The sequence below is a fragment of the Oceanospirillum multiglobuliferum genome, from assembly GCF_900167095.1.
GTDB lineage: Bacteria > Pseudomonadota > Gammaproteobacteria > Pseudomonadales > Halomonadaceae > Oceanospirillum > Oceanospirillum multiglobuliferum.
On sequence record NZ_FUXG01000028.1, the window covers coordinates 20,015 to 36,399 of the forward strand.

General features: G+C 44.5%; 16 protein-coding genes. 12 read left to right on the forward strand and 4 right to left on the reverse strand.

The genetic code is table 11. From position 1 onward, the window contains the following. Positions 1 to 23: 23 nt before the first annotated feature. The 5 genes from B5D26_RS14560 to B5D26_RS14580 are packed head-to-tail and all read left to right on the forward strand — an operon-like array spanning position 24 to position 6,413. Entirely contained in the window at positions 24 to 1,868 is a 1,845-nt protein-coding gene (locus B5D26_RS14560; protein ID WP_078746449.1) for an extracellular solute-binding protein, read from the forward strand. 4 nt (positions 1,869 to 1,872) lie between these two features. After that, a complete protein-coding gene (locus B5D26_RS14565) occupies positions 1,873 to 2,973 on the forward strand; it encodes a microcin C ABC transporter permease YejB (RefSeq protein ID WP_078746450.1) in 1,101 nt (366 codons plus the stop codon). A gap of 2 nt (positions 2,974 to 2,975) precedes the next feature. Then, entirely contained in the window at positions 2,976 to 4,058 is a 1,083-nt protein-coding gene (locus B5D26_RS14570) for an ABC transporter permease (RefSeq protein ID WP_078746451.1), read from the forward strand. Beyond that, entirely contained in the window at positions 4,055 to 5,560 is a 1,506-nt protein-coding gene (locus B5D26_RS14575) for an ABC transporter ATP-binding protein (RefSeq protein WP_078746452.1), read from the forward strand. The genes B5D26_RS14570 and B5D26_RS14575 overlap by 4 nt, the downstream gene beginning before the upstream one ends. A 55-nt stretch (positions 5,561 to 5,615) precedes the next feature. Continuing rightward, positions 5,616 to 6,413: a phosphatase PAP2 family protein gene (locus B5D26_RS14580; protein ID WP_078746453.1), complete on the forward strand. Its 798-nt coding sequence runs from the start codon at positions 5,616 to 5,618 to the stop codon at positions 6,411 to 6,413. Between the two features lie 118 nt (positions 6,414 to 6,531). Here B5D26_RS14580 and B5D26_RS14585 read toward each other — a convergent pair whose 3' ends face one another. Further along, positions 6,532 to 7,185: a glutathione S-transferase family protein gene (locus B5D26_RS14585; protein WP_078746454.1), complete on the reverse strand. Its 654-nt coding sequence runs from the start codon at positions 7,183 to 7,185 to the stop codon at positions 6,532 to 6,534. Between the two features lie 121 nt (positions 7,186 to 7,306). Between B5D26_RS14585 and B5D26_RS14590 the strand changes: the two genes are divergently transcribed. Beyond that, positions 7,307 to 8,161 carry a LysR family transcriptional regulator gene (locus B5D26_RS14590; RefSeq protein WP_078746455.1) on the forward strand — a complete coding sequence of 285 codons (855 nt, stop codon included), beginning with the start codon at positions 7,307 to 7,309 and terminating at the stop codon, positions 8,159 to 8,161. Positions 8,162 to 8,220: 59 nt separating this feature from the next. Continuing rightward, positions 8,221 to 9,006, forward strand: a complete 786-nt coding sequence (locus tag B5D26_RS14595) for a sulfite exporter TauE/SafE family protein (RefSeq protein WP_078746456.1) — start codon at positions 8,221 to 8,223, stop codon at positions 9,004 to 9,006. A gap of 78 nt (positions 9,007 to 9,084) precedes the next feature. On the opposite strand, the gene B5D26_RS14600 is transcribed toward B5D26_RS14595, so the two are convergent. Further along, positions 9,085 to 10,722 carry a methyl-accepting chemotaxis protein gene (locus B5D26_RS14600; RefSeq protein ID WP_159445681.1) on the reverse strand — a complete coding sequence of 546 codons (1,638 nt, stop codon included), beginning with the start codon at positions 10,720 to 10,722 and terminating at the stop codon, positions 9,085 to 9,087. A 204-nt stretch (positions 10,723 to 10,926) separates the two neighbouring features. On the opposite strand from B5D26_RS14600, the gene B5D26_RS14605 reads away from it, so the two are divergent. From B5D26_RS14605 to B5D26_RS14625, 5 genes are read left to right on the forward strand one after another with little or no spacing between them, the layout of a single operon-like run. After that, on the forward strand, positions 10,927 to 11,499 hold the full coding sequence (locus tag B5D26_RS14605) for a cytochrome b/b6 domain-containing protein (protein ID WP_078746458.1): 573 nt from the start codon (positions 10,927 to 10,929) through the stop codon (positions 11,497 to 11,499). Positions 11,500 to 11,544: 45 nt separating this feature from the next. Continuing rightward, complete coding sequence (locus B5D26_RS14610) at positions 11,545 to 12,111, forward strand: diheme cytochrome c (RefSeq protein WP_078746459.1); 567 nt, start codon at positions 11,545 to 11,547, stop codon at positions 12,109 to 12,111. 52 nt (positions 12,112 to 12,163) lie between these two features. Then, positions 12,164 to 12,502: a PepSY domain-containing protein gene (locus B5D26_RS14615; RefSeq protein ID WP_159445682.1), complete on the forward strand. Its 339-nt coding sequence runs from the start codon at positions 12,164 to 12,166 to the stop codon at positions 12,500 to 12,502. Continuing rightward, positions 12,483 to 13,217, forward strand: coding sequence for a response regulator transcription factor (locus B5D26_RS14620; protein ID WP_078746461.1), 735 nt, complete (start codon positions 12,483 to 12,485; stop codon positions 13,215 to 13,217). Before B5D26_RS14615 ends, B5D26_RS14620 begins: the two co-directional genes overlap by 20 nt. Beyond that, the gene (locus B5D26_RS14625) at positions 13,214 to 14,542 is read left to right on the forward strand and encodes a sensor histidine kinase (RefSeq protein WP_078746462.1); all 1,329 of its coding nucleotides are present in this window, start codon (positions 13,214 to 13,216) and stop codon (positions 14,540 to 14,542) included. Before B5D26_RS14620 ends, B5D26_RS14625 begins: the two co-directional genes overlap by 4 nt. A gap of 113 nt (positions 14,543 to 14,655) precedes the next feature. Here B5D26_RS14625 and B5D26_RS14630 read toward each other — a convergent pair whose 3' ends face one another. Together B5D26_RS14630 and B5D26_RS14640 are read right to left on the reverse strand one after the other, a co-directional pair. Beyond that, entirely contained in the window at positions 14,656 to 15,489 is an 834-nt protein-coding gene (locus B5D26_RS14630) for a TIR domain-containing protein (RefSeq protein WP_078746463.1), read from the reverse strand. A gap of 587 nt (positions 15,490 to 16,076) precedes the next feature. Beyond that, a partial coding sequence (locus tag B5D26_RS14640; protein WP_143833124.1) for a transposase occupies positions 16,077 to 16,385 on the reverse strand: 309 nt, incomplete at its 5' end.

Consider the following 16,385-nt stretch of genomic DNA (forward strand, 5'->3'; position numbering starts at 1 on the left):
AAGAAAATAAGGGAGCTATGCTAATGTTTAAACACTGTTTACAACACCTCCAACGCCATAGGCTAAACCTAGCTTCCATACTGTTATCTATTTCGACTGTTTGTGTGGGTCTAACCGCACAAACCAGCTTTGCCAATGAGCCAGCCACTATAAAAAAGCAGCATGGTTTATCAATTTATGGTGACTTGAAATACTCTGCTGATTTTAAGCACTTTAACTATGTCAATCCGAAGGCACCTAAGGGAGGTACGTTAAAGCAAGCCTCTTTGGGTAGCTTTGATTCTTTAAACCCTTTTATCATCAAAGGCGTACCTGCGGCGGGCATTGGTTTAATCTACGACACCTTGCTAGAACAGTCCGCTGACGAGGCATTTTCTGAATACGGCTTACTGGCAGAGTCGGTACAGTTATCAGCCGATGGCAAGGGTATTATTTTTAATTTACGCACTGAGGCAAAGTTTCATGATGGCAAGCCTGTTACAGCTGAAGATGTAAAGTTTACGTTTGAAACTTTGATGGCTGAAGGCCGACCATTCTACCGCGCTTATTACGCTGATATTGAACAGATCAATGTACTCAGTGCACAGCAAGTGCAGTTCCGTTTCAAAACAGACCAGAACCGTGAGCTACCGCTTATTATCGGCCAAGTCCCAATTTTACCTAAACATTACTGGGCTACTCAGGCTTTCGATAAAACTACGCTAACGCCGCCTATAGGCTCTGGCCCTTACAGCATTGGTAAAATCGACAATGGTCGCTCAATCACTTACCAGCGCAACCAAGATTATTGGGGTAAAGACCTAGCGATCAATGTTGGTCGCCATAATTTTGATCAAATTATTTATGAATATTACCGTGACAGCACAGTGGCCTTAGAGGCATTCAAAGCGGGCAATCTTAATTTTCGCCAAGAAAACAGCTCTAAATTTTGGGCAACGGCTTATGACTCACCCGCACTAACAGATGGCTCTATGGTGAAGGCTGAAATTCAGCATCAAAACCCAACTGGAATGCAGGCGTTTGCGTTTAATCTACGTCGAGAGCCTTTTCAAAATAAAGCGGTACGCGAAGCCCTAAACTTAGCCTTTGATTTTGAATGGACAAACAAAAATCTATTTTATGGCGCTTATACTCGTACCAGCAGCTATTTTTCTAACTCTGAGTTGGCCTCAAGCGGCTTACCTTCTGACGCAGAAAAAGCATTACTTATGCCCTTTAAAGATCAGATTGCGCCAACAGTGTTCACCCAACCTTTTGTACTGAACAAAACTAAGGGTGATGGCAACATTCGCACGGAGCTACGTGAAGCCGCGCGTTTATTGAACAGTGCAGGCTGGGTGGTCAAAAATGGCAAAAGAGTTGATCAGAATGGCAAGCCTGTTGAAATTGAGATGTTGCTTTACGACAGTTCGTTTGAGCGCATCGTGCATCCCTTCAAAAAGAACTTAGAGCGTTTGGGTATTACCCTTAACATTCGGGTCGTTGATACCTCTCAGTATATTAACCGCGTACGTAGTTTTGACTTTGACATGATAGTACATAGCATCGGTCAGTCTAACTCCCCGGGTAACGAGCAGCGTGAATTTTGGCACTCTGAATATGCCAATAAACCTGACTCTAGCAATATTATGGGCATTCAAAATGCTGTAGTAGACGCTTTGGTTGAACAGATCATTGTTGCTAAAGATCGCCAAAGCCTAATCAACCTTTGCCGAGCACTAGACCGCGTATTACTGTCAGAGCACTACCTGATACCACATTGGGGAATCACCCAATACCGTGTGGCTTATCGTAAGGAGATCCAGCGTCCAGCGCAAAATCCACCTTATAGCTTAGCGACCGATACTTGGTGGTATCAGGAGAACTAGGTCTATGTGGAGCTATATCGCCAGACGTTTACTGCTGATGATTCCAACGCTGTTTGGCATCATGTTACTTAACTTTGTCATCATACAGGCTGCCCCTGGCGGGCCTGTTGAGCAAGTACTGGCGCAACTTGATGGTATAGACAGTCAAGCCAGTACCCGTATGGGTAGTGGACAGCAATCAGAACTACAAAGCTCAGCAAGTAGCAGTGGTAATAGCGGTAGCTCCGACTACAGAGGCGCCCAAGGGATAGACCCCGAATTGATCAAAGAGATTGAACGTCAGTTTGGCTTTGATAAACCCTCCCCTGAACGCTTCTGGTTAATGATTACGCAATATCTGCAATTTGATTTTGGTGAGAGCTTTTTTCGTGACCGAGAGGTGATTGATTTAATTATCGAAAAAATGCCCGTATCTATCAGCTTGGGGCTTTGGACAACCTTGTTGGTTTATCTTATCTCCATCCCTTTAGGTATCAAAAAAGCCACTGCTCATGGCTCTAGTTTTGATCTCTGGAGTTCAACGCTGATTATTGTGGGTTATGCCATTCCCGGCTTCCTGTTTGCCATCATGTTAATCGTGTTTTTTGCAGGGGGCAGTTATTGGGATTGGTTTCCTTTACGAGGCCTAACCTCTGAAAACTTTGATCAAATGACTTGGTTGGAAAAAATCGGCGACTACTTTTGGCATATCACCCTACCTGTACTGGCGTCTGTTATCTCTAGTTTTGCTACTTTAACCATGCTGACCAAAAATAGTTTTCTGGATGAGATTAACAAACAATACGTGATGACAGCGCGCGCCAAGGGTGCCTCAGAGCACCGTGTGTTGTACGGCCATGTTTTTCGTAATGCGATGCTGTTGATTATTGCCGGTATGCCATCCGCTCTGATTGGTATCTTCTTCACAGGTTCGCTACTAATCGAGGTGATTTTTTCCCTTGATGGCTTAGGTTTGCTGGGCTTTGAAGCGGTGATGCAGCGGGATTACCCTGTTATTTTTGGCACTTTGTTTATTTTCACTTTGATTGGTTTGCTGCTTAAGTTAGTCAGCGACTTAACCTATATCTTTGTTGACCCCAGAATCAGCTTTGAAGGGCAACGTTAATTATGGCGATTCTTTCTGGTCTATTCTCTCAAGCCTCACCACTTTCTAAAATCTCACCGATTACCCGTCGGCGTTGGCAAAGCTTTTGCGCCAACCGCCGAGGTTTTTATGCACTGATTTTATTCAGCGTATTATTTGGCATCAGCCTAGTAGCCGAGCTTGTCGCCAATGACAAACCCTTGCTGGTGCAGTATCAAGGGCAGCTCTATACACCATTTTTAACGGCTTATCCTGAAACCACTTTTGGTGGCGATTTTGCCACTGAAGCCGACTATACCGACCCTTATTTGCAAGAGCTGATTAACAGCAACGGCTGGATTGTTTGGCCCTTGGTGCGCTTCAGTTATGACACGATTAACTACAGCTTGGATCAACCTGCGCCTAGCCCGCCAACCGCTGATAACTGGCTAGGCACTGATGATCAAGGGCGAGATGTGTTTGCACGGGTATTATATGGCTTTCGTATCTCCACCCTTTTTGCTATCAGCTTGACCTTAGGCAGCACAGTTGTCGGTGTCTTTGTTGGTGCGGTACAGGGCTACTTTGGCGGTAAAATTGACCTGCTTGGACAGCGCTTTATTGAGATTTGGTCGGGGCTTCCCGTATTGTTTGTTTTGATCATATTGTCTAGCGTGATTGAACCAGGGTTCTGGTGGTTGCTCGGCATTATGTTGCTGTTCAGCTGGATGGCCTTGGTTGATGTGGTTCGGGCGGAGTTTTTACGTTGCCGTAATCTTGAATATGTCACGGCAGCCAAAGCACTTGGCGTACCTCAGCGTTTGATCATGTGGCGACATATGATACCCAACGCAATGGTGGCCACTATGACCTTTATGCCTTTTATTTTTACAGGTGGTGTGTCTACGTTAACAGCGTTAGATTTTTTAGGCTTTGGTCTGCCACCGGGTTCGCCCTCTTTGGGTGAGTTGGTGGCACAAGGTAAAGCCAACTTACACGCCCCTTGGTTAGGCTTAACTGCTTTTATGGTGTTGTCGGTGATGCTGACACTTTTGGTTTTTATCGGTGAGGCGGTACGAGATGCCTTTGACCCAAGACACCAGTTCAGTTCGGAGCCTAGACCATGAATTCAACACCGCCATTATTACAAGTTTCTGATCTGACAATCGGTTTTGGTGCAAACACGCCAGTTGTCAATCACGTCAGCTTTGAACTACACCAAGGGCAAACGCTGGCTTTGGTGGGTGAAAGTGGCTCGGGCAAAACGCTAACAGGGTTAGCGATACCTCACTTACTACCGTCAGGGGCTGCTATTCAATCAGGATCAATACGCTTTAAAGATCAAGAGCTAATAGGCTTGTCCCCAAAAGCCTACCAAGCCTTGCGCGGCCAACAGATTAGTGTGATTTTTCAAGAGCCCATGACCGCGCTGAACCCTCTGCAAAGCATTGGAAAACAGATTGCTGAAATTATTGAGCTGCATCGGCCTTTAAGTAAAAAAGCGGTAGCACAAGAAGTGATCACTCGCTTAACCGAAGTGGGCATTGATAATGCTGAACAGCGTTTACAAGATCTGCCTCATCAGCTTTCTGGCGGTCAACGTCAGCGAGTGATGATTGCGATGGCCATTGCCAATCAGCCTGACCTATTGATCGCCGATGAACCGACGACAGCCCTTGATGCTCAAATCCAAGGCCAAATTTTAGAGCTGATTAGCCAGTTACAGCAAAAATACCAATTGGCCGTATTGTTGATTACCCACGATCTGAACATTGTACGCCAGTACGCTGATCAGGTGTGTGTGATGAAACAAGGGCATTTAGTTGAAACCGCTTGCACTGAAGATCTGTTTGCACACCCCAAAGACTCTTATACGCAAGCGCTTATTCACTCTGCGCCCGAGGGCGAACCTGTTCCCCTGCCGGAAAATAGCCAGCCCTTACTACAAGTACAAAATTTAGACGTTTGGTATCCTATTAAGCGCGGCTTTTTTAAACGCACTCAAGGTTATCTAAAAGCCATCACCAATATGAACTTCCAACTGAAAGCGGGAGAATGTATTGGTCTTTTGGGGGCAAGCGGCTCTGGTAAAACCTCCCTAGGTATGGCGATTCTAAAGCTGATACAGAGTAAAGGCAGTATTATTTTTGACGGGCAGGATCTTAACCAGCTGTCTAGTGAAAACCTGCGCCAACAACGCAAACATCTACAGGTGGTGTTACAAGACCCCTTTGGCAGTTTAAGCCCACGTATGACCGTGGGCGACATTATTGTGGAAGGCTTGCGAGTGCATGAACCTCAACTGTCGGAACAAGATATTGAGGCTCAGCTGAATCAAGTGATGCAAGAGGTTGAGCTAAGTGTCGACAGTCGTTTCCGTTATCCCCACGAGTTTTCGGGTGGGCAAAGACAGCGTATCTCAATTGCACGGGCGTTAATTTTAAAACCCAAACTGATTATTTTGGATGAGCCGACCTCCGCTCTAGATAAAACCATTCAAAAACAAGTTGTCGCCTTGTTAAAAAATTTGCAACTAAAACACGCTATCAGCTATCTATTGATTACCCATGACCCAAGCATTGCACAAGCGATGTGCCATCAAGTGATTGACCTTAACCAACAGCCTTAAGTGTTTAAGCTTATGGCTCGATTTTTTAAAAAGCTACAGTGGAAAACCTAACTGAATGAACCCATCAACAGAACCTCATATTTGCCCCAAGCTTCCAATCATGGTTGCAGCTGTGCTCTTCTTGTTCTCAGCACTCACCCTTGTGCCACAAGTTAACATGCCAGCGTTTCTGTTTTTAAATAGCACGTTCAGCCTGCTGCCCGATGCATTTTGGGCACACATCACCAACCTAGGTGATACCCTGCAAGCGATCGCACTGTTCAGTATTATCATGTACAAACGCCCAGACTTCGTGATCTCCACGCTGCTTTGGGGGTTGGTCTGTGCGCTGATTATTCAAGGATTCAAGCATGGTCTTGATTTACCACGCCCCAATGTCGCGTTAGATCACAGTTTATTTCACCTGATTGGTGAAGGGCGCGATTCTCCTTCAATGCCGTCAGGCCATACGGCAACAGGTATGTTTTTTGTGGCTCTCTTGGCCACAACCAGCCAAAGCACTAAAGCCTTTTTGGCATGGGTTGGGCTAGGTGTTTTAGTCGGTTTATCACGCGTTGCCATTGGTGTACATTGGCCCGCTGACGTTGCAGTAGGGGCTTTTGTAGGCTGGATTACAGGCTTTTATGGTCAGCAACTGACACAGAAATGGTTTGGTGATTACAGACAATATAAGACTCTGACCAAAGCTTTGGTATTTTTGCCCTTTATCTGCATTCCATACCTATTATGGGGCTATGAACTGAGTTACTCAGATCTGTTTTTTGTGGCCGAAAGTAAAGGCTTATTCCTAGCGATATCTGTTTTGGGCACTTTAATCTACTTACGTAATTTGCTACCGCAAAAAACCAACTAAAGATTAGATCTATTCCAATAATGGCAGTCTGATTCTTCGAAGCTGTTTAGCCCACTGGTCAACAGTGGGCTTATCTTGTAACTACCACGCTATTGGGTAGTTTTATTCTGCAGCTGTATTACTTCTCTGTGAGAACCTCCTCTTCAGGTATCACTTCAAGCTCTACTTTTGCAGCAGCAATCCACTCTTGAATAGCAGGATGCCCCAATATTGTTTGAACATAAGCACTGGCCTGCTCACTGATAGTAGGTCCATAAGATGCAAAACGTAGTGCAACAGGAGCGTAAACTACATCTGCAATGGAAAACTGACCAAAAAGCCAAGGGCCTTGTTCACTGTATCTAGTACGCAGGTCTGTCCATATTTGGTTAATACGCTGAATATCGGCTAGAGCCTTATCTGAAGCATTAACCTCACCTTTAGCACGGCAGTTCATCGGCATCTCGTGGCGTAAATCCACAAAACCCGAATGCATTTCACAGCTAATGGCTCTAGCTAAACTACGCTCAGCAATATCACTAGGCCAGCCCGCTCCCTTCAAATAAGCCTCGTTAATATATTCACAAATAGCCAAAGAGTCCCAAACCCGTATATCACCATCAATTAGAACAGGGACTTTTTTGGTATCGGTATAACGCCCTATCTCTTGGGCAAAAGTGTCTGTAAATAATGGCAGCCTGATCTCATCAAATGCTAAATCAAACCCTTTTAGCATTAACCAACCACGAAGAGACCAAGAGGAGTAATTTTTGTTGCCAATAATAAGCTGCATAATAAGCGTCCTTGAGAGTAAGTCACCTTATCATTGTGAAATTTCAAGCTGATGCTGACTAGCGAATAATTTATATAGCACCTATCATAAAAACGAATAGATTAACCAGAGGGCTTGTATTTTGGACATAGAGTCACTACGTAGTTTTATCGCATTTGTTGATACAGGCAGCTTTACCCGCGCAGCAAAGCAGACATTCCGGACTCAAAGTGCGATTAGTATGCAGATGAAAAAGCTGGAAGAAGAGACGGGACAAACACTATTTCAGAAAAAAGGGCGATACCTTACCTTAACAGAGCAAGGCCGTTTATTAGTCAGTTACGCTCGGCGTATTATCGCCCTACATGATGATGCGCTCGGTGAGCTAATAAGCCATCAATCCCATGGCCCTATTCGAATTGGCTGCCCAGATGATTATGCGCAATCTGTACTGCCTGACTTTTTATCACTGTTACTTGCCGCATTGCCTAATGTGAGTACCCGTATCGAGTGTAATTGCAGCACTCAACTTAGGATGATGTTAGATAACGGTGAGCTTGACCTTGCCATTTTAACCCGCGCACCTGAGAAGGAAGAGGGCTATTTACTGAAGCATGACCGAGGCGTTTGGATACATGGTGGCTTTCCTGAGTTACTGGATGCAGAGGCACTGCCTTTAGTGATCTACGAGGCTGACTGTAAATTTCACAGCACTGCAATTGATGGACTAGAAAAAATCGCTCGCCGCTATCAGTTGGTTTGCGCAACCTCCAGCGCAACTGTGATTAAGAGCCTTGTACAAAGAGGCTTGGGGGTCAGTGCTATGGCTAGTTCTAGTGTATCTGCTGAGTTGCAGGTGTTTGACTCAAGGGCACAACTGCCTGATTTGCCTGCGGTTGATATTGTATTGGCAGTCGCTCCTGTACCACACTACTTGTTGGGCACTGGCCTTGCAGCTGAGCTTTGCGCGCAGTATCGCGAAGCAAACAGTCGTTAAGTCGCATACAATGTGTGCCTGCTGATGGCAATGGGCGGTCAGCTTTGTTTGGTTGCGTTATGGACAGTCTACTCCCTCTATTTGAGAACCTCAGTTTACAGCATCTACTCATTCTTATGGTTGTTGCTTTTATTGCAGGCTTTATTGATGCGATTGCAGGAGGAGGGGGCTTAATTACCATTCCTGCACTGTTAACGGTTGGTATAGCGCCACACCTCAGCTTAGGCACTAATAAGCTTGCCGCCAGTTTCGGCTCTCTAACCGCAACTATTACTTTTTACCGCCAAGGTTTATTTGAGCCTAAACAATGGCAATCTGCGGCACTAGGCACCTTAATTGGCGCTATAGCAGGCACATTGATCGCTCATATTTTAGAAGCGTCGTTTATTGCTAAAGCTCTACCGCTCATGATTATTAGCACGGCTATTTATACCTTGTTAGTACGCCCCAGCTCTCAACATGATCACGATAAAGCGCCGAAAAAATCTGCATTTTTTCAGCTGAGTCATGGCATCGTATTAGGTGGCTATGATGGAGTGGCCGGGCCTGGCACAGGAGCATTTTGGACCGCAAGTGCCTTGCATTTCTATCGTCTAAAAATGCTGAATGTTCTAGGGTTGGCACGCACAATGAACTTTATCAGCAATGCCGCTTCGCTGACCACCTTTGCATTACTGGGTCACGTGGCTTGGTTGCTGGGTATTGCTATGGGATCAACCTTGATGCTAGGGGCTTGGTGTGGTGCCCATTCTGCTATCAGAATGGGAAATGAATGGGTACGTCGTGTTTTTGTTGCACTGGTTATTGTGATTAGTCTTCGTTTAGCTTGGCAGCACTGGGTATAAAGCTGTTCTGTGTCTTGCAGATGAGTGTATAGGGGGCAGTGCCCCCTAAAACTTTTAATATCAGCGCTAAACCTCAATTTAAACCTTAAATGAGCCTACTTTTGTTCTTAGGCCTTCTGCCAACTCTGCCAGTTCATGACTGGCCGTTGCAGTTTGCTGCGTCCAAGCATTACCTTGACCCGCCAAATCAACCATATTGCTGATATTACTACTAACCTCATTGGCCGCAACAGTTTGTTGTTCTGCGGCACTTGCAATCTGTAAGTTCATACTGTGAATTTGATTGACGGCATCGCGAATGACGCTCAATGCGGTACTAGCTTCATTGGTAATCGAGACTGTTTGGTCTGCTTGTTTAAGGCAGTGTCCCATCTCTTGTACTGCCTGTGCAGCATTACGCTGTAAAGCGCTGATGATGGTATGAATCTCTTCTGTGCTTTGATGTGTGCGCTGTGCCAAGGTTCGTACCTCGTCTGCGACTACCGCAAACCCTCGACCTTGCTCACCTGCTCGTGCGGCCTCAATTGCAGCATTGAGCGCCAACAAATTAGTTTGCTCTGAAACCTCACGAATCACACTAAGTACGCTGCCGATAGACTCACTGCGCTTTTCAAGGTCGTGAATCACTTGTGATGAATGCTGTACGGTTGTAACCAACTGGTTCAAACTCTTGATTGCATCGCCCACTTTTAGACTACCCGCATTGGCCTGCTGGTCAGCATGAGACGCCGACGCTGCGGCACTTGCTGCATGATGCGCTACTTCTGTGATGGTTTGAGCTATCTCTTCTATAGCCGTTGCCATCATGTCAGTCTCGTTAGTTTGTTGCTGAATCAAACGGCTGCTGTTACTGGTGATAGTGTCTAGCTCTTCTGCCGCACTGGCTACTTGATCTGTCGATTGCTTGGTTTCATATACAAGCCCTTGGATTTTATCAACAAACTGGTTGAAGTGACGCACCATACGACAAATTTCATCATTACCATCCGCCTCAATGCGGCGAGTTAAGTCACCATCACCGTGGCTGATCTCATCCATGGCTTCAACGGTTCGATTGATCGGACGAATAATCGAACCTGAAATGGCAGATACCATCAACATAATGGCAAACGCAACACTAACGGCAATACCACCAAACAAACGCATACTGCGCCAAAACTGTTGATCAACGTCGTCAATATAAATACCTGTACCAATTACCCAGCCCCAGTCTGGTTCTTTTTGGATATAGGCTATTTTTGCGACCGGTTTTGCAGAACCCGCCTTAGGCCAGTAATACTCAATCATGCCTTCGCCTAAGCTGTTGGCTTTATCGTTAATCTCTTGAAACACATAATGACCGTGTCCATCTTGAACGTTGAGTAAACTGCGCCCCTCTAGGTTTGGCGTGATAGGGTGCATAATGGCCTCACCCTTCAAGTCTTGAATCCAAAAGTAATTGTTATCGCCATAGCGCATTGATCTTACAGCCTCTAATGCATTAACTCGTGCCTCAGCTGGTGACATCGCGCCTTTATTGACCTGAGTATGCCAATAATCCACCATAGTATGTACGCTAGTAACAAGATTACGGGCGGTGTTGATTTTTTCTTGTAACATCGCTTGCTTGATTTCGTTCATTGCCATGCCTGCTAATAGCGCCATACCTATTAAAGTCACAATTAGCATGCTGGTTAAACGCCAGCGGATAGATAGAACGCGCAGGTTAAAGTTCATTATTTTATTCTCCATACTTTCAGTATTGGTATTTCTTTCATGCTGCACTGCAATGTTTGCGAAGCTGTGACAGAGCCGTGACGTTATGCTTAAACCCTCTTGTCGATTAAAAATGTTATCTAACTTAAGCCTACGTTAAGCCTTCCTTCTTTATGCTTGGGATATTGATTGGTTCAACCTGCTACAAAATGCGAGGGTTTTATAATGTCTACTTCAGAAACCATTAAAGTTTGGGACCCGCTACTAAGGGTGTTTCATTGGTCGCTAGCGCTGTTATTTATTGTGGCGGTAGTCACTCAAGAGGATGTGGAGTGGCTACATGTTTATGCAGGTTATGGCATTAGCTTATTAGTGGTATTTCGTTTGTTTTGGGGGCTTGTGGGGGGGCGATATGCGCGTTTTTCTGAGTTTTTTTATCGGCCATCAACTGTTAAAGCTTATTTAAAAAGCCTAGGTACTCGCTCTCCTACTCACTATGTTGGCCATAACCCAGCGGGTGGATTAATGGTGATGGTGATGCTAACTGCTCTTTTACTACAGTGCTTTTTAGGGTTTTCAGTTTTGGCTATAGAAGGGGAAGGCTGGTTTGCAGGCACTTGGTTGGCCAGCTTAAACGAGGATATTGTTGAAGAGTTACACGAGATCATCGGTAACGGCCTAATACTATTAGTTGCGGTACACTTAGCAGGCGTTGCCGTCAGTAGCTTATTACATCGAGAGAATTTAGTGCGCGCTATGATTACGGGTAAAAAATCTGCGCCTAAATCAGCTAAGTAGTCATACCCTGATCTTCCATTACTTTAATCAACTAGGCTTTTTATCATGCAAATTAAGACACAAAAACAGCTGCTATTGGCACTCTTACTCTCACTGATAGCAGGTATAAGCTATGCCGACTCTGACGATGATAAAGGTTGGTGGCCTTTTGGTAAGAAGGCGCGCGGCTATCAAGCCGCCAATACAAACCAACCTGAATACAGCTTTGAATGTGGTGCTTGTCACATGCCCTATCCAGCACAACTGTTACCTAAAGCAGGGTGGCAGCGTATTCTAGGTTCGCTAGATGATCACTTTGGTGAAGATGCTACCCTCACCAAAACCCCTGTTGCTGAAATTGAAGCTTATTTGTTGGCGAATGCGGCAGATAGCGAAAATGCGGGTAAATTTAGTAACTTGCTACGAGGCTTAAAGACAGCAGATCCAATTAGAATCACCGAGCTGCCTTATTACAAACACAAGCATGACGAAATTGACTCTAAACGTATGGTGTTAAACAACCCTGATGTGGGCAGCTTCAGTGAGTGTAACGCCTGTCATGATAAAGCCAAAGAAGGTACTTTTGATGAGCATACGGTCAAGATTCCGAATTTTAATAAAAGAGATTATTAATCAACCTAAAGGGTTAGCAAAGCTTGCTTACCTATCGACAATGGCAAGCCTGATGTTGTCAGCAGTAGCACCAACCGTTCAGGCCAGCGATGCCTTATCAGCACAGGAGATTCGACAGTTATCGCAGCAAGGCAAAATCAAACCCTTGTTGCAAATTCTGCAACAACATCAGTTCGATGGCACGCTATTGGACGTTGAGCTGGAGCGTGAAAAAGGCCGCCTTATTTACGAGCTAGAGTTTTTAAATGACCAAGACGAAGTTTGGGAGTACGAGCTTGATGCTGAAACAGGCAGGCTCTTAAGTACTGAGCTGGAAGAACATAAAAAGATAACGCCCAAAAGAATGCCTAAAGTAAACGAGAAAGATACAGATGAAGTTATTGATCGTTGAAGATGATACAAACCTGAGCCAAGCCTTAGTACGTTTTTTGAAACCCGCAGGTTATGTGGCAGACACTGCAAACAATGGTATTGATGGTTTACATCTGGCAGAAAACGAAAGCTATGACGCGCTGATTCTAGATCTTGGCTTACCACAGCTGTCGGGGTTGGAGCTGCTCAAACGGTTAAGGCAACAGCAAAACAACGTGCCGGTTTTAATCTTAACCGCTCGTGATGCTTGGCATGAACGTGTTGATGGTTTGAAAGCAGGTGCTGATGACTACTTGGGCAAGCCCTTTCATCAAGAAGAGTTGTTGGCACGTTTAAATGCAATTTTACGCCGTCATCATGGTTTGGCCGAGCCTATGCTTGTTATGGCAGGCATTCATTTGAACACCCATAGTCATCAGGCATTTACAGCGCAGGGGGAATTAATCAGCCTTAGCGCTCTCGAATATCGTTTGTTGCGTTATATGATGCTTAACCCTGATCAGGTGCTATCAAAAACACAATTAAGTGAGCATATCTATCAGGAGGAACAACTGCGCGATAGCAATGTGATTGAGGTTTACATCAATAAACTGCGGCAATATTTTGATCAAGCGGTTGGACTAGGGGCTGGTAAAGCCACTATCTTAACCCATCGTGGTCAAGGTTATCGCTTGGTGAGCCAGCCTGATTTTCAGGGTGAATCGCATCTCAGCCAACCCCAAGTGCAGCCATGAATCTTGATAAAAAAGCCCCATCAATTGAGCGCCAGCTGCGTAACCGCTTACTGTTGGCATTATTGTTAGTGTTGGTACTCTGCGCGCTATTGATACAAGGTTTATCACGGGAGCTGACTTATAACTATGTTAAAAGTCGTTTACAGCACGATGCCGAAAGTTTAATTGCCGCGCTGGTACTTAAACCTGGGCAGGCGGTGCAGCTACAAGAAAACCGCATTCCAGATGTTTATCGACGCGCCTTCTCTGGGCATTATTATCGCATCAAAGTTGGTGATCAACTGATTGAGTCTCGCTCATTATGGGATCTGAACTTACCAATAACACTTTATGATAAACAAACCCTTTCTCCCCATGAGCATGGAGTCGACAACCAGCTTTGGTTAAGTTTAACCACCAGTATTACAAAGCAAAATCAGCCAGTTGATATCTGGCTTGCAGAAGATGTTCAGCCCTTAGAACATGACCGAAAGCTATTCAGCTTTCTAATTTTACTGCTTTTGTTCATCAGTTTTGCGGCACTTTGGTGGCTGCAAGGCAGAGGACTGCGCCAAAGCTTCAAAATTTTTGAACAGCTTCGACTACAAGTACAAAGCCTACACCAAGGGGATAACAGCTTGATTCAATTAACCCCTCCGCAAGAAGTTGCCCCTTTAAGTGATGAAATAGGGCGTTTAATTACCCAGCTGAGTCAACGCACAGAGCGCTCACGCAGCGCGCTGGGTAACTTTGCTCATGAGCTAAAACGGCCTTTGCAGCAGTTGCATTTACAGCTTGACGACTTACCTGATGGGCAAAAAATGCAGATGACAGAAACACTCGCCCAGATTCAATACTTGCTAGAACGTGAGCTGAAAAGAGCCAGAATTGCAGGTCGGTGCTTACCGGGAAAAGCTTTTCAGCCCGAAGAAGACTTACAGCCCTTGCTAAAAGTGATGCAACGTATCTACCCACATATACAATTTGATTTATCACTTAGCGGGCTAGAGGCAAACGCCTTTGTGCCTATTGACCGTGACGACCTACTAGAGCTATTAGGAAATCTAATCGACAACGCGGCAAAATTTGCACATCAGAAAGTGCAAGTACAGGTTGAAAAACATCATCAGCAAATCTGTTTTACCATTCAAGATGATGGCGCAGGTGTTGATGATAGCGCACTGATACAACTAACCGAACGCGGTACAAGGTTAGATGAATCAGTAAAAGGGCATGGGTTAGGGTTGTCTATTTGCAAGTCGATAATTGAGAGTTATCAAGGGCGGCTAGCGTTTGAAAGCAATAGAGAGAAAGGGCTAACCGTTATTGCGTGTTTTCCACTTTAGATAGTGTTCAAAATTTACCGATACTTTTGACAGGTCTTCGTAAGACCCGTCAAAAATCATTTTACCCATGGCAACCTGTAATTAAGTGGTCAGATTTAGTGTGGCATTACACTCTATAAGCTATAGCCACAGGCTTTAAGCTCAATGTTTACGTCATTTTTCCACGCACCAGCTTGATCCATTGAAACGTACACAACACCACTAATGTCATTCGGTGTTTCTATCTGCCCCTTAACTAAAGCACACACATTTTTTCGCCCAAGCTTAGCCATTAGATAACCATGCTCGAAAACAACATTTTGTCTTGCACGATCACGTGCAGGTACAGCTGTTTCAAAAGCTCCGCGCCCTTTATCACATGGTGTATATATTACGATTGCAAAATCAGCTTCACCTGCGTAGTACTCAATTTTTTCAATTATTGTCATCCCACTACTTGCTTGTTCATGCAATATAATGGCGTCAAGACCGATACTTTCAATATGTCTTGCTACCTCTTGCTTAGCTTCATTGTCACGCCCATGTACGATAAATACTTTGTTTTTCTTTGGTGTTTTTGGGGCAGAAAAAACCGGAGTTGCTGAGGCTACTTGTGGTTGATGGATACTCTGTTGAACTGGAGATTGAAATACTGCTGGTTGTTGATTAGATAATTGCATACCAAATTCCAAGTGACTCAGTAAATCTGCAAACTCTTTATCTAGAAATACTCGGCGCTCTTGATATGAGCCAAATTTGGGCTGAATAAAATCCCAGAACGAATCTAAATCACGGGCAAGCTTTAACCAACTAGGCAAGTGTGGCGACAACGTGTTGTTACTTAAAAGCTCGTGCCTTAATTGTTGATATTCACTATTTGATGACTCTTTACCAGTTGCCCTTGATTTTAACAATGCACACAGGTAATTCGCTTTTTCTGCATTGCTGGTCAAAAATTCAATACTCATTTAAATTCCTGAATATGTGGAAAAATAATCTAACTTTTAGTTTTGTATAACGCCTGCGATAAGGTGCCACACACTAAACCAACAAAGCACACTGAACTCCATGCTAAAACCGCCGATTGTAACGGGTCACCTTGATTGCCTTGTTATACGTTTTTTTCAAAGACCTGCTTATGAATTTCCAACAAGAACCTTTCAATTTCGTCAATTACAAATCCAACATACTCTTTTTCGATAACTAACTTATCATCACCATCTAATTGAATATTCTTGGTGCTTTTAACAACACTTATAATCTGGCTCTTATTTTTGTATGTAGCTATATTGCCATTACAATGCACCAAACAATTTCGTATTTTGTTAAAATTGTTCAAGTTTGACCATGTACCATTCACTTGGGATGTATCAAAGATACCATGCCTTTCGAGATACTCTTTTGAACGAGTAATACCCTCTCCTCGAAAGTCAGTAACATCTACAACAAAGCTATGTCGATTACGGACATACAAGCACATTTTATGCATACTACTTTCAAGAAAAGTGTACAGAGAAACTAGAGAGGGTGTTCATAGTTCTGTGTCACCCATTTCTTAAAGATCGACGTGCTGGTCTATTCGGCCTTCGAAGTGGATGCTCAACTGAGACAATGTCAGGTTCCAGTTTTGCACCGGATGCGTCCACTTCTCTGATGCCTTCAACATACCCGCGTATAGCAGCTTGAGCAATGCATTTTCATTAGCAAAGCCCCCTTTCGTCTTGGTCAGTTTACGGAACTGACGGTGCACCGCTTCAACCGCATTCGTTGTATAAATCGCCCTTCGCACTTGCTCTGGGTATTTGAAGTAAACTGAGAGATTTTCCCACTTACTCCGCCAAGACTTTATCACCAGCGGGTACTG